This is a genomic window from Bradyrhizobium sp. CCBAU 25360 (genome assembly GCF_028128695.1).
GTDB classification, from domain to species: Bacteria; Pseudomonadota; Alphaproteobacteria; order Rhizobiales; family Xanthobacteraceae; genus Bradyrhizobium; species Bradyrhizobium ottawaense.
This window is the reverse complement of sequence record NZ_LBJA01000037.1, coordinates 211576-226092: the sequence shown is the minus strand read 5'-3', so window position 1 is coordinate 226092 and position 14517 is coordinate 211576. Positions and strand designations below refer to the sequence as shown.

Below are 14517 nucleotides of genomic sequence, written 5' to 3'. Positions count from 1 at the left end.
TGCATCCGAATTCGATCTCAAGAGAATAAGCTCAAGAGAACTAGAATCGCACTGGCATTGCCTAGCTATGATCGACAGCGTTTGAGCGGCATTCGTCGAGGTTGGTGCCCGCCTTTTAGCGATCCCTGGTGGCTTTAGTCCTTGGGGATCTAACGGGTGGCCCGTTCCGACGCTGGCGATGCTCACCGCCTGTCGTTAAGTGAGGCGCTTTCTATGCGTGAGAATCGATCAAGTCAAGGCGAAACGACAGCCACGAAGCGCTTCAGGAGCCTGTCAAAATCGCGGTTTGCCGCCCTCGCCGCACCACTCCGATATGGGAACGGACTCTCGGTTCCGCCAGCTTGAGAATTATTATACCCGGGCGAAAAGTACTTTTATAACCAGGGCTAAGGCTTTTTTTCCTGTTGATGCGTCAATCTGGGCCCTTCGGCAGGAAATGGGCGCCATGCGGTACACCGACATTGCCATTATCGGCGGCGGATTGGCGGGCTCGACCGCCGCCGCGATGCTCGGCCGGGCCGGCATTTCGACCGTCCTGATCGATCCGCATGAGAGCTATCCGACGGACTTTCGCGTCGAGAAACTCAGTGGTCAGGAGCAGGTTGGGCGATTCCTGAAGACCGGAATCGCAGAATCAGTGCTGCGCCGCGCGACCTTTACCGGCGAGAACTGGATCGCCCGCTTCGGCCGCCTGCTCGACAAGGCACCGAGCCGGCAGTTCAACATCCTCTACGATTCCCTGGTCAACGCGGTCCGCGACGAAATCCCCGCTTCCGTCGAGCGCATCTGCGCCAAGGCCATCGCCGTCGAGACGAGCGAGGAGCGGCAGCGGGTCGTGCTCTCCAATGACGAGACGATCTCGGCCCGCCTGGTGGTGCTCGCCAATGGCCTGAATGTCGGCCTGCGCCACCAGCTCGGCATCGCCCGAAAAGTCATCAGCGCCTGCCATTCGATCTCGATCGGGTTCGACATCGTCCCGGTCGGGCGCTCAGCATTCGCCTTCCCGGCTCTGACCTACTTCTCCGAACGTCCGAGCGACCGCATCCCGTACATCACGCTGTTTCCGGTCGGCACGCGGATGCGCGCCAATCTGTTCGTCTATCGCGCCTGCGACGACCCCTGGCTGCGCGAGCTGCGCCGCGCCCCGACCGAGACGCTGGATGCGGCCCTGCCCCGGCTCGAGGCCGTCACCGGCCCGTTCGAGATCCCGGGCGAGATCAAGATCCGCCCGGTCGATCTCTACGTGAACGATTGCCGCGGCCAGCCCGGCCTCGTGCTGGTGGCCGATGCCTTCGCGACCTCCTGCCCGGTCGCCGGCACCGGCTGCGACAAGGTCTTCACCGACGTCGAGCGGCTCTGCAACGTCCACATCCCGGCCTGGCTCGCCTGCGACGGGATGAGTGCGGCCAAGATCGCTGCCTTCTACGCAGATCCGGTCAAGCGGGCCTGTGACGAATGGTCGGCGGCGAAGGCGTTCGACTTCCGCTCAGTCTCGATCGGTACGAGCCCCTACTGGACGGCGCAGCGCTGGGCCCGCTTCATCGCCTGGTCGGCTCAAGGCCTGCTGCGGCCGCTTGGAGGCGCCTTCGAGCTGGAGCCGAACTTGCTCGGTCATTCCTCCTCGTCGTCCTCGTCCTCGGCATCCTCGAGGTCGTCTTCGTCCTCATCGTCCCTGCCGTCGTCGGCGTGAGCCGCCGCGCCGTGCGGCTGATGGATCTGGTCGTTCCACAGCTTGCGATAGGTCCCGTTCTTGGCGAGCAGCTGGGCATGCGAGCCGCGCTCGATCGCCCTGCCCCCTGAGATCACGATGATCTCGTCCATCTCCACCACCGAGGTCAGGCGGTGGGTCGACCAGATCATGGTGCGGCCCTTGGCGACCTTGAGCAGCGTGCGGTTGATTGCGGCTTCCGTGGTCTGGTCCAGCGCCGAGGTGGCTTCGTCCAGCAGCAGCACCGAGGGGTTGCGGATGACCGCGCGCGCGATCGCGATGCGCTGGCGCTGACCGCCCGACAGGGTGTCGCCGCGCTCGCCGACCGGCGTGTCGTATCGCTGCGGCAGGCTCATGATATAGCGGTGGATCTCGGCCTTCTTGGCGGCCTCCTCCACCTCCTCGTCGGTCGCGCCCTCCTTGCCGAGCCGGATGTTCTCGCGGATCGACATGTTGAACAGCATGTTCTCCTGGAACACCACCGCCATGCTCCGGCGCAGCGAATCCAGCGTCACTTTGCGGACGTCGACGCCGTCGATGGTGACCCGCCCCTCGTCGGGCACGTAGAGCCGCAGGATCAAATTGAGCAACGTGCTCTTGCCGGAGCCGCTGGGGCCCACGATCGCGATGCGCTTGCCCGCGTTGAGCTTGAGACTGAGATTGTCCAGCACCGGGGTCTGACTGCCCTCGTACTGGAAGGTGACGTGATCGAACGTGATGTCGTTGGTGATGCGCGGCAAATCGGGCGCGCCGGGGCGGTCGGCAGCGCGGGTCGGCTCGTCCAGCAGCTCCTGCATGTGCCGGATCGCCGCCGCCGAGGAGATCGACACCGGGATGAAATGCATCACATGGGCGATGTTGTAGGAGACCTCCCAGAAGGCGCTCTCGAAGGTGACGAAGGTGCCGATGGTGATCTGGCCCTTGGTGGCAAGATAAGCGCCGATCGCGAGCACCACGAGGTGCAGCATCAGCACCGAGATGGTGACCGTCCGCTCCACCATGGTCGACAGGAACGCGGCTGAGGCGATCTTGTCGCGCGCCTCGTGGTTGCGGAAGGTGAAGAAGCCGAACATCTTGCGCTGCAGGCTGAACGCCTTGATCACGGCCTGCGCCGCCACGTTCTCCTGCACCATGCCGAGCAGCGCGCTCTCGTTGAGCTTCTGCTCGTAATTGGCCTGCACCGCCTTGGGCGTCAGGATCCGCGGGCCGATCAGTGTGATCGGGAACACAAGCAGCGCGACCGCCGCGAGCTGCCAGTTCAGGAACACCATCAGGATGATGCCGGCGATCAGCTCCAGAAACGGCAGCGCGGCACTGTTGGCAAACGTCTTGACCGAGCCTTCGAAGGCCGACAGGTCGACGGAGAAGCGCGACAGGATCTCACCGCGCTTGGTGCGGCCGAAATAGGCCGCCGGCAGGTCCTGAACGTGCTCGAACAGGCGCTTGCGGACGTCGGAGATGATGCAGGCGGCCAGCCGCGCGTCCCAGCGCTCGTACCAGACCGCGACGATCGAGGTGAAGATGCCGGCGACGGCGAGCACGCCGAGGATCTTGTACAGCGCCTGGAAGTCCTCCTCCCCGAGCGCGTCGTCGATCAGGAACTTGAGGCTGAGCGGCATGATGACGTTGAACAGCGTCTCGACGCAGACGCCAAACGCCACGAAGGACAGCATCCGCTTGTAGTTCGCCAGGAACGGCTTGACGAACCCGACGATGGTCGCGAGCGCGCCCGCGGCCTCGCGCGCGGTAAAGACGACGAGGTCCTCGTCCTCATCATCGTCGTCGAGCTCCAGCTCGTCATCCGCCTCGTCTTCGCCATCCTCGTCGTCTTCGAGGTCCGGCTTGGCAGTCGACGCGAGCTTGTCGTCGAGCTCGGCCGCCTCTTCGGCGGCGAGCTTCTGTTTGTCGGGCGAGAAAGGCTTGGATGCCATGAAACCAACCGATGCTGACGGCCGGCATGACCGCAGAGAAAGCAGGACATAGCGGAAAGCCGCTATTGCACCGATTCTATGCGATCAGGATGAATTCGGCAAAACAATTGGCGAATTCGACACGCGCCCCGCGGCTAATCCTCGTCCTCGTCCTCGACCTTGTCGAAGAAGGAATAGCGCAGGCTATCGGCGTCGGCGTACCACTGCCCCGGCCCCTTGTTGGCGGCGAGCGTCGCCTCCCAGAGCGCATCGGTGCAATCCTTGCGGTGCATCGAGAGGTCGAAACCGTTGCCGAAGAACAGTTCGGACCATTCCCACCACGTGCCGAGTTTCTTGACCCCGCGCAGGAGGTCGTAGCGGTCGATCAGCGCGGGCGCCATGTCCGAGGTAATCGAGCCGAACACGAGGCCGGTCTTGACCACGCGGTTCAGTTCCTTGATTGCGCGGACCACCTGCTTCGGGGAAACGTGGCAAAGGCTGGTTTCGAACACGAAGTCGAACGCGCCGTCCTTGAACGGCATGTCGGTGATCGAGCCGAGCTTGTTGTACTTCTTCAGCGCCTTCGGCGTCCTGGCGTGGATGGCGCGGTTGCTCTCGATGCCGAAGGCATCGATGCCGCGCTCGCGCAGCGCGCCGACCAATTCGCCGCTGGCCGAGCCCGCGACGAGCAGCCTGGCGCCCTTGGTCTTGCCCCAGACGATGCCGAGCAGCCGGGTGAGGTAATCGGGATCGGTGAAGTGGCGCCATGCCTCGTGATAGGGGCCGAGGCCGCGATAGTTCTCGAAATAGTCCCGATCGATCTTGTCGGAGAGCGGCTTGTCGTCCTGCGCGCGCTCGCGGCGCAGGCGCATCATCTCGGTCAGGATGATGTCGGTTGCCGCATCCGAGGAGTCGAGCAGGCCGTTCAGCGTCGAGTCGAACAGATAGTCGCCGACCACCACGATGCCGGGATGCTCCTTCGGCTCGGGCCGGTGATTGGTCATGACATCGCGCACCGGCAGGCCGCCCGGAATCGCGTTCACCGACGACAACCAGCGATGGATCTTGCCTTCCATGAAATGCAGGCGCGCATCGCCGAGCGAGGCCGGCAGCGATTTCAGCGCGGCATCGATCAGCTCCTGGTCGGACAGATTGGCGAAGGCCAGCGCGTCGGAGCCGGGAATCAGCCAGTTCAACACGCCGTGCTTGCCGACGTCGTGGCGCGCACCCTCGTTGTAGACGCAGCAGCCGCCGAAGGCTTCCGACATGAACCAGGCGCCTGGAATCTTCTCGCCCCAGAACGGCGTGTCGAACAGGATCGAGACGCGCAAATAGTGCGCGGGACGGTCGAAGTAAGAAACGTGCTTGACCATCGACTTGCGGAGCTGTTCGCCTTCCCACCCCATGGTGGCGAGCCAGGAATGCGGCAAGCAGACCAGCACGAGATCGAAGTCGCGCGTCTCCGGTCCCTTGCCGTTCATCATCTTGAGCTGGTAGCGGCCGGTCGGCGCCTTGCCGACGGTTAGCACGCGGTGATTGAGCTGGATGTCGGCGTTGACCTCCGACTGCAGGCATTCGATCAACTGCTCGTTGCCGTTCTGGATGGAATAGAGGCCGATATAGCCGTCGACATCCATCAGATAGTTCTTGAGCGCGTTGAGGCCGTTGGTGTTGTGGCTCTCGGTGGCGATGTCGGAGCGTGCCATCACCTTGAAGAACCGCTTTGCGGTTTCGTCCTCGACCTCCTCGTCGAGCACCTGCTCGGCGGTCTTGTAGGCCCAGGGATTCTCATTGTCGTGCGCGCCGACGCCCTCGTAATATTCGATCGGTGACATCGCCTCAGCACAACGCTTGCGGAACGCCTCGATCGCCGCGGCGGTCTTGGCGCCATACTTGCGGCGCATGCCCGGCACGTCGTCGAGAAGCTCGCCGCCGAACTGCACCTGCTCGGCATCCATCGGAATCGTCTGCAGCCCGAAATGCTGGATCAGCTCGCGCAGCGGATCCGGCCCGGTCATCGAGTAGTCGTAGATCTCGGCAACGCCGGCCTCGTACATCGCGGGCGCGGAATCGAATTTGCGGGTGACGATCTTGCCGCCGAGCCGATCGGAGGCCTCGTAGATGGTGACGCGACAGAGGTCGCCGAGCTTGCGCTTCAGATACCAAGCGCTCATCAGCCCGCCGGGGCCGCCGCCTACGATTGCAAGATCAAGCATGTGAGTTCCGTGGTCTCCGGCCCGCCCCCTTCACGGGACCACCGGTCTAAACTCTCCTAGCAGAAGCGCTTTTGCGGCTGAAGGAAAGATGAACAAAGGTTGATCTCGCATCGCAACAGACAAGCAAAGCAACAAAAAGGCCGGCTTTCGCCGGCCTTTTCATTGTCCTCGGTAGTCCTACGGATGAACGATCATTCCGCGGGCGGCAGCGCAGGAAGCTCCGCTTCCGGCGCGGGCGACACGACCGCCGCCTGCTTCTCGCGCTCGTCCAGGATCAGCTTGTCGCGCTTCATGGCGACTTCGCGAATCTTGGCCATGGAGGCGCCGGTGCCTGCCGGAATCAGCCGGCCGACGATGACGTTCTCCTTGAGGCCTTCGAGCGGATCGACCTTGCCGTTGACCGCCGCTTCCGTGAGGACGCGGGTGGTCTCCTGGAACGAGGCCGCCGAGAAGAAGGAGCGGGTCTGGAGGCTCGCCTTGGTGATGCCGAGCAGAACCGGCGTCCCCGTAGCGATCTTCCTGCCCTCTTCCTTCGCCTTCTCGTTCAGCGCGTCGAACTCGATCTTGTCGACCTGCTCGCCGGAGATCATGTCCGTGTCGCCCTGGTCGGTGACTTCCACCTTCTGGAGCATCTGACGGACAATCACCTCGATGTGCTTGTCGTTGATGAGCACGCCCTGGAGCCGGTAGACCTCCTGGATCTCGTTGACTAGGTAGGCCGCGAGTTCCTCGATGCCCTTGACCGCCAGGATGTCGTGCGGCGCCGGGTTGCCTTCCACGATGAAGTCGCCCTTTTCGACAACGTCGCCGTCCTGAAGGTGGATGTGCTTGCCCTTCGGGATCAGGTACTCGCGCGGCTCGTCGGTCTTGTCCATCGGCTCGATCGAGATGCGACGCTTGTTCTTGTAGTCGCGTCCGAACCGGATGGTGCCCGAGATTTCGGCAATGATCGCCGCATCCTTCGGACGCCGTGCCTCGAACAGTTCCGCCACCCGCGGCAGACCGCCGGTGATGTCACGCGTCTTGGCGCTTTCGGTCGAGACACGGGCGAGGATATCGCCCGGATTGACCTTGGCGCCGACGTCGACCGAGAGAATGGCGTCGACCGACAGCATGTAGCGGGCATCGCCGCCACGGGCGAGCTTGAGCACCTTGCCGTCCTTGCCCTTGACCACGATGGCCGGACGCAGGTCCGCGCCGCCGCGGGTCGAGCGCCAGTCGATGACCACGCGCTTGGCGATACCGGTGGCTTCGTCGAGCGTTTCCGAGATCGACTGCCCCTCGACCAGATCCTCGAAGCCGATGGTACCTTCGACCTCGGTGAGGAGCGGACGGGTGTAGGGATCCCACTCGACGATGCGCTGGCCACGCTTGACCATGTCGCCTTCGTCGACGTGCAGGCGCGAACCGTACTGAACGCGGTGCGTCGCACGCTCGGTGCCGTCGGCATCGACGATCGCCACCACCATGTTGCGCACCATCGCGACCAGGTGGCCTTCGCTGTTGCGGGCGATGGCCTTGTTCCGGATCACGATCTTGCCGTCGAAGTTGGCTTCGACGAACGACTGCTCGTTGAGCTGCGCCGCACCACCGATATGGAAGGTGCGCATGGTGAGCTGGGTGCCCGGCTCGCCGATCGACTGCGCCGCGATGACGCCGACCGCTTCGCCGTGGTTGACCGGCGTGCCGCGGGCGAGGTCGCGGCCATAGCACTTGCCGCAGATGCCGTTGACGAGTTCGCAGGTCAGCGCCGAGCGGATCTTCACCTCCTGCACACCACCCTGCTGGATCGCGTCCAGATGGCTTTCTTCCATCAGCGTATCGCGCTTGATGATCACCTTGCCGGAGCTGTCACGGATATCTTCGCAGGCCGTGCGTCCGAGGATGCGCGAGCCGAGCGAAGCCACCACGGTGCCGGCATCGACGATGGCGCGCATCTTGATGCCGAGCTTGGTGCCGCAGTCGCTCTGCGTGATGATGCAGTCCTGCGCGACGTCGACGAGACGACGGGTCAGGTAGCCCGAGTTCGCGGTCTTCAACGCGGTGTCCGCGAGGCCCTTGCGGGCGCCGTGGGTCGAGTTGAAGTACTCGAGAACCGAAAGGCCTTCCTTGAAGTTCGAGATGATCGGCGTCTCGATGATCTCGCCCGACGGCTTGGCCATCAGGCCGCGCATGCCGGCGAGCTGGCGCATCTGGGCCGGCGAACCGCGGGCGCCGGAGTGAGCCATCATGTAGATCGAGTTGATGTCGGCATCCGCTCCACTCGCCGTCTTCTTGGTGGAGGAGATCTCCTTCATCATCGCCTTGGCGATTTCTTCCGTGGCCTTCGACCAGGCGTCGACGACCTTGTTGTACTTCTCGCCATGGGTGATCAGGCCGTCGTTGTACTGCTGCTCGAAATCCTTCGCCAGCGTACGGGTGGTGTCGACGATCTTCCACTTGGAGTGCGGCACGACCATGTCGTCCTTGCCGAACGAGATGCCGGCCTTGAACGCGTTGTAGAAGCCGAGCGCCATGATGCGGTCGCAGAAGATCACCGTCTCCTTCTGGCCGCAGTGGCGGTAGACCTGGTCGATGACGCCCGAGATCTCGCGCTTGGTCATCAGCTTGTTGATGATCTCGTACGGGACGCGCGGGTTCTTCGGCAGCAGATTGCCGAGCATGACGCGGCCAGCGGTGGTCTCGATCCAGCGCTTCGAGATCTTGCCGGTCTCGTCGATGCCTTCCCACCGGTACTTGATCTTGGTGTGGAGGTGGATGACCTTCGCGTGCAGCGCGTGCTCGAGTTCGGCCATCTCGCCGAACACCTTGCCCTCGCCGGGCAGGCCTTCGCGCATGATCGAGACGTAGTAGAGACCGAGCACGATGTCCTGCGACGGCACGATGATCGGCTGTCCGTTCGCCGGGTGCAGGATGTTGTTGGTCGACATCATCAGGACGCGCGCTTCCAGCTGCGCTTCGAGCGACAGCGGGACGTGCACGGCCATCTGGTCGCCGTCGAAGTCGGCATTGAACGCGGAGCAGACCAGCGGGTGAAGCTGGATCGCCTTGCCCTCGATCAGCACGGGCTCGAACGCCTGGATGCCGAGACGATGCAGCGTCGGTGCGCGGTTGAGCAGCACCGGATGCTCGCGGATGACCTCATCCAGGATGTCCCAGACCTCGGGCCGCTCCTTCTCGACCAGCTTCTTGGCCTGCTTCACCGTGGTGGACAGGCCCTTGGCGTCGAGCCGCGAATAGATGAACGGCTTGAACAGCTCGAGCGCCATCTTCTTCGGCAGGCCGCACTGATGCAGGCGCAGCTCGGGACCGACCACGATCACCGAACGGCCCGAATAGTCGACACGCTTGCCCAGAAGGTTCTGACGGAAGCGGCCCTGCTTGCCCTTGAGCATGTCGGCGAGCGACTTCAGCGGGCGCTTGTTGGCGCCCGTGATGACGCGGCCGCGGCGGCCGTTGTCGAACAGCGCATCGACCGCTTCCTGAAGCATGCGCTTCTCGTTGCGGATGATGATGTCGGGCGCGCGGAGCTCCATCAGCCGCTTCAAGCGGTTGTTGCGGTTGATGACGCGGCGGTAGAGGTCGTTCAGATCCGACGTCGCGAAGCGGCCGCCGTCCAGCGGCACCAGCGGACGCAAATCCGGCGGAATCACCGGGACCACGGTCATGATCATCCATTCCGGCTTGTTGCCGGAGTGGCGGAACGCTTCCACGATCTTCAGGCGCTTGGCGAGCTTCTTGTGCTTGATGTCGGAGTCGGTCTCCTGCATCTCCAGGCGCAAGGTCGCCTCGAGCTTCTCGAGGTCCATGCCCTTGAGCAGCTCGCGGATCGCTTCCGCGCCGATCATGGCGGTGAAGCTGTCCTGGCCGTACTCGTCCTGCGCCTTCAGATACTCGTCTTCCGACAGCAGCTGGCGGTCCTTCAGCGCGGTGAGGCCCGGCTCGAGCACGACGTAGTATTCGAAGTAGAGGATCCGCTCGAGATCCTTCAGCGTCATGTCGAGCAGCAGGCCGATGCGCGAGGGCAGCGACTTCAGGAACCAGATGTGGGCGACGGGGGCTGCGAGCTCGATATGGCCCATGCGCTCGCGCCGGACGCGCGACAGCGTGACCTCAACCGAGCACTTCTCGCAGATGATGCCCTTGTACTTCATGCGCTTGTACTTGCCGCACAAGCACTCGTAATCCTTGATCGGCCCGAAGATGCGGGCGCAGAACAGGCCGTCGCGCTCGGGCTTGAAGGTGCGGTAGTTGATGGTCTCCGGCTTCTTGATCTCGCCGTAGGACCAGGACAGAATCTTCTCTGGAGACGCGATCGAGATCCGGATCTGGTCGAAGACCTGAGCCGGCGTCGTCGGGTTGAAGAGATTCATAATTTCTTGGTTCATCGTCTTCTCCTCGCGTGCCGGTCGCCTCCGGCCGCAAATTCGAAAATCACTCAAGCAGGGCGCCCTGCCCTCAAGGCATCGGGAGGGGCGCCAATGCCCGGCCGTGAAGGCCGGGCATGAAAGGTCGTGTTACTCGGCCGCTTCCGACGTCGGCGCCGGTCCAACCTTGGAGTTGTGCAGGTCGACGTTGAGGCCGAGCGAGCGCATTTCCTTGACCAGCACGTTGAACGATTCCGGAATACCGGCCTCGAACGTGTCGTCGCCGCGCACGATCGCCTCGTACACCTTGGTACGGCCGGCGACGTCGTCCGACTTCACCGTCAGCATTTCCTGGAGCGTGTACGCCGCGCCGTAAGCCTCGAGCGCCCACACCTCCATTTCGCCGAAGCGCTGGCCACCGAACTGCGCCTTGCCGCCCAGCGGCTGCTGGGTGACGAGCGAGTACGGACCGATCGAACGCGCGTGGATCTTGTCGTCCACGAGATGGTGCAGCTTGAGCATGTAGATGTAGCCCACTGTCACCTTGCGATCGAACGCATCGCCGGTACGGCCGTCATAGACGGTCGACTGACCCGAAGCGTCGAGACCGGCAAGCTTCAGCATCTCCTCGATGTCGGCTTCCTTGGCGCCGTCGAACACCGGCGTCGCGATCGGCACACCGCGGCTGAGGTTATGGCCGAGCTCGATCAACTCGTTGTCGTTGAGCGTCTTGATCGTCTCGTCCTCGCCGTAGACCTTCTTCAAGGTCTCCTTCAGCGGCTTGATGTCCTGCTTCGACAGGTACGCATCGACGGTCTGGCCGATACGCTTGCCGAGGCCGGCGCAGGCCCAGCCGAGATGGGTCTCGAGGATCTGTCCGACGTTCATGCGCGAAGGCACGCCGAGCGGGTTGAGCACGATGTCGGCGTGCGTACCGTCTTCGAGGAACGGCATGTCCTCGATCGGCACGATCTTCGACACCACGCCCTTGTTGCCGTGGCGGCCGGCCATCTTGTCGCCGGGCTGGATCTTGCGCTTCACCGCGACGAAGACCTTGACCATCTTCATCACGCCGGGCGGCAATTCGTCACCGCGCTGAAGCTTCTCGACCTTGTCGAGGAAGCGCTGTTCCAGCCCCTTCTTCGACTCGTCGTACTGCTTCCGCATGGCCTCGATCTCGGCCATCAGCTTGTCGTTCGGCGAGGCGAACAGCCACCACTGCGACTTCGGGTACTCCTCGAGCACCGCACGGGTGATCTTGGTGTCCTTCTTGAAGCCCTTCGGGCCGGCAATGCCCTGCCGCCCTTCGAGCAGCTCGGCAAGACGGTTGTAGACGTTGCGGTCCAGGATCGCCTGCTCGTCGTCGCGGTCCTTGGCCAGACGCTCGATCTCTTCCCGCTCGATCGCCAGCGCACGCTCGTCCTTGTCGACGCCGTGACGGTTGAACACGCGCACTTCCACGATCGTGCCCTGCACGCCCGGAGGAACGCGCAGCGAGGTATCGCGAACGTCGGAAGCCTTCTCGCCGAAGATCGCGCGCAGGAGCTTCTCTTCCGGCGTCATCGGGCTCTCGCCCTTCGGCGTGATCTTGCCGACCAGGATGTCGCCGGCGCGCACTTCCGCACCGATGTAGACGATACCGGCTTCGTCGAGGTTCTTCAGCGCTTCTTCCGAGACGTTCGGAATGTCGCGGGTGATTTCCTCAGGTCCGAGCTTGGTGTCGCGGGCCATCACCTCGAACTCTTCAATATGAATCGAGGTGAAAACGTCTTCCTTCACGATCCGCTCGGAGAGCAGGATCGAGTCTTCGAAGTTGTAGCCGTTCCACGGCATGAACGCGACGAGCACGTTGCGGCCGAGCGCGAGCTCACCGAGATCGGTCGACGGACCGTCGGCGATGATGTCGCCCTTCTTGACGATGTCGCCGACCTTCACCAGCGGACGCTGGTTGATGCAGGTCGACTGGTTCGAGCGCTGGTACTTCATCAGACGGTAGATATCGACGCCCGACTTGGTCGGATCGAGATCTTCCGTGGCGCGGATGACGACGCGGGTGGCGTCGATCTGGTCGATCACGCCCGAACGGCGCGCCGCGATCGCGGCGCCCGAGTCACGCGCAACCACGCCTTCCATGCCGGTGCCGACGAACGGCGCCTCGGCACGAACCAGCGGCACCGCCTGGCGCTGCATGTTCGAGCCCATCAGCGCGCGGTTGGCGTCGTCGTTCTCGAGGAACGGGATCAGCGCCGCGGCCACCGAAACGAGCTGCTTCGGCGAAACGTCCATGTAGTCGACCTTGTCGGGCGTCACCGGCAAGACTTCGCCGGCATGACGGCAGACCACGAGGTCTTCGGTGAAGCGGCCCTTCGGGTCGAGCGGCACGTTGGCCTGCGCGACCGTGTAGCGGCCCTCTTCCATCGCCGAGAGATACACGACCTCGTCGGTGACGCGGCCATCCTTGACCTTGCGATACGGCGTCTCGACGAAGCCGTACTTGTTCACGCGCGCGAAGGTCGCGAGCGAGTTGATCAGGCCGATGTTCGGACCTTCCGGCGTCTCGATCGGGCAGATGCGGCCGTAATGCGTCGGATGCACGTCGCGCACCTCGAAGCCGGCGCGCTCGCGGGTCAGACCGCCCGGTCCAAGCGCCGAGAGACGACGCTTGTGGGTGATCTCGCTGAGCGGGTTGGTCTGGTCCATGAACTGTGAGAGCTGCGAGGAGCCGAAGAACTCGCGCACGGCGGCAGCCGCCGGCTTCGCGTTGATCAGGTCCTGCGGCATGACCGTGTCGATGTCGACCGAGGACATGCGCTCCTTGATCGCGCGCTCCATGCGCAGCAGGCCGATGCGGTACTGGTTCTCCATGAGCTCGCCGACCGAACGCACGCGGCGATTGCCGAGATGGTCGATGTCGTCGATCTCGCCCTTGCCGTCGCGCAGATCCACCAGCGTCTTGATGACGGAGAGGATGTCTTCCTTGCGCAGCGTACGCTGGGTGTCGGGCGCATCGAGGTCGAGGCGCATGTTCATCTTGACGCGGCCGACCGCGGAGAGGTCGTAGCGCTCGGCGTCGAAGAACAGCGACTGGAACATGGCCTGCGCCGAATCCAGCGTCGGCGGCTCGCCCGGGCGCATCACGCGGTAGATGTCGAACAGCGCGTCTTCACGCGTCATGTTCTTGTCGGCCGAGAGCGTGTTGCGGATATAGGCGCCGACATTGACGTGGTCGATGTCGAGCAGCGGCAGTTCCTTGTAGCCGTGCTCGTTGAGCACCTTCATCGACTTGTCGGTGATTTCCTCACCGGCCTCGGCGTGGATCTCACCGGTCTTCGGGTTGACGAGGTCCTCGGCGATGTAGTTGCCGACCAGCTCCTCATCGGCCATGCGCAGCGCCTTCAGCCCCTTCTCCTGGAGCTGGCGGGCGGCACGGACGGTGAGCTTCTTGCCGGCCTCGAGCACGACCTTGCCGGTGTCGGCATCGATCAGGTCGTTGATGGTCGAGTAGCCGCGGAAACGGTTGGCGTCGAACGGAACGCGCCAGCCTTCCTTGGTCCGCTTGTAGAGGATCTTCTTGTAGAACGTCGACAGGATCGCCTCGCCGTCGAGGCCGAGGGCGAACATCAGCGACGTCACCGGAATCTTGCGGCGGCGGTCGATACGCGCATAGACGATGTCCTTGGCGTCGAACTCGATGTCGAGCCAGGAGCCGCGATACGGGATGACGCGGGCGGCGAACAGCAGCTTGCCCGAGGAATGGGTCTTGCCTTTGTCGTGATCGAAGAACACGCCGGGCGAGCGGTGCATCTGCGAGACGATGACGCGCTCGGTGCCGTTGACGATGAAGGTGCCGTTCATCGTCATGAGCGGGATATCGCCCATGTAGACGTCCTGCTCCTTGATGTCCTTCACCGACTTCGCGCCGGTTTCCTCGTCGATATCGAACACGATGAGGCGCAGCGTCACCTTGAGGGGAGCCGCGAAGGTCATGCCGCGCTGGCGGCACTCGTCGACGTCGTATTTCGGCTGCTCGAACTCGTAGCGGACGAATTCCAGCATCGAGGTGCCCGAGAAATCGGAGATCGGAAACACCGAGCGGAACACCGCCTGCAGACCCTCGTCGAGACGGCCACCCTGGGGTTCATCGACCATCAGGAACTGGTCATAGGACGCCTTCTGAACCTCGATGAGGTTCGGCATCTCGGCGACTTCCTTGATGTGTCCGAAGAACTTGCGAACGCGTTTGCGACCGGTGAATGTCTGCTGCGCCATCGTGGCCTCTCATTTTCGTCGCCCGCTCTGGGCGAACCGTCCGAGAC

Annotated in this window: 5 protein-coding genes; 1 reads left to right on the top strand and 4 read right to left on the bottom strand. The window is 63.5% G+C overall.

Annotated features, from left to right (window positions below; all coding sequences use genetic code 11):
* The first annotated feature begins 445 nt into the window (after window positions 1-445).
* Window positions 446-1690, top strand: a complete 1245-nt coding sequence (locus XH81_RS15285; RefSeq protein ID WP_028141008.1) for an FAD-dependent oxidoreductase — start codon at window positions 446-448, stop codon at window positions 1688-1690.
* Here XH81_RS15285 and XH81_RS15280 read toward each other — a convergent pair.
* From XH81_RS15280 to rpoB, 4 genes are all read right to left on the bottom strand, one after another.
* Window positions 1612-3639, bottom strand: a complete 2028-nt coding sequence (locus tag XH81_RS15280; protein ID WP_028141009.1) for an ABC transporter ATP-binding protein — start codon at window positions 3637-3639, stop codon at window positions 1612-1614. The two genes, XH81_RS15285 and XH81_RS15280, sit on opposite strands and share 79 nt — an antisense overlap.
* A gap of 134 nt (window positions 3640-3773) precedes the next feature.
* Window positions 3774-5834 (bottom strand): FAD-dependent oxidoreductase, encoded by a 2061-nt coding sequence (locus XH81_RS15275; protein WP_028141010.1) that lies wholly within the window; start codon window positions 5832-5834, stop codon window positions 3774-3776.
* Between the two features lie 191 nt (window positions 5835-6025).
* Window positions 6026-10222, bottom strand: a complete 4197-nt coding sequence (rpoC, locus tag XH81_RS15270) for a DNA-directed RNA polymerase subunit beta' (RefSeq protein WP_271596267.1) — start codon at window positions 10220-10222, stop codon at window positions 6026-6028.
* Window positions 10223-10351: 129 nt separating this feature from the next.
* Window positions 10352-14470, bottom strand: coding sequence for a DNA-directed RNA polymerase subunit beta (gene rpoB, locus XH81_RS15265; protein ID WP_028141012.1), 4119 nt, complete (start codon window positions 14468-14470; stop codon window positions 10352-10354).
* Window positions 14471-14517 lie beyond the last annotated feature (47 nt).